The organism is Pseudomonas sp. HY2-MNA-CIBAN-0224, assembly GCF_040310285.1.
Classification (GTDB): domain Bacteria; phylum Pseudomonadota; class Gammaproteobacteria; order Pseudomonadales; family Pseudomonadaceae; genus Aquipseudomonas; species Aquipseudomonas helleri.
Map to the genome: position 1 here is coordinate 1 of NZ_JBEOPQ010000137.1, position 687 is coordinate 687.

The window sequence follows — 687 nt, forward strand, 5'->3', positions numbered from 1 at the left end:
CTGCCCTTCCTCCCAACTTAAAGTGCTTTACAATCCGAAGACCTTCTTCACACACGCGGCATGGCTGGATCAGGCTTTCGCCCATTGTCCAATATTCCCCACTGCTGCCTCCCGTAGGAGTCTGGACCGTGTCTCAGTTCCAGTGTGACTGATCATCCTCTCAGACCAGTTACGGATCGTAGCCTTGGTGAGCCATTACCTCACCAACTAGCTAATCCGACCTAGGCTCATCTGATAGCGCAAGGCCCGAAGGTCCCCTGCTTTCTCCCGTAGGACGTATGCGGTATTAGCGTCCGTTTCCGAACGTTATCCCCCACTATCAGGCAGATTCCTAGGTATTACTCACCCGTCCGCCGCTCTCAAGAGAAGCAAGCTTCTCTCTACCGCTCGACTTGCATGTGTTAGGCCTGCCGCCAGCGTTCAATCTGAGCCATGATCAAACTCTTCAGTTCAAACATCTTTGGGTTTTTAAGAAACCCTAAACTTGGCTCAGCAATCGTTGGTTACATCTTTGATTTCTCGCGGAGTAACTTGTGATGCTGATAATCTTTTTGACTATCAGTCTGACTCCACAAGCACCCACACGAATTGCTTGATTCAGTTGTTAAAGAGCGGTTGGTTAAGCTTTCGCTCAACCGAGGCGCGCATTCTACAGCAGCCTCTGTTGCTGTCAAGCGGTTATTTTAA

At 49.9% G+C, this 687-nt stretch carries 1 rRNA gene; it reads right to left on the reverse strand.

From position 1 onward, the window contains the following. Positions 1 to 452, reverse strand: a 16S ribosomal RNA gene (locus AAEZ03_RS25710); the annotation flags it as partial. Between the last annotated feature and the right edge of the window lie 235 nt (positions 453 to 687).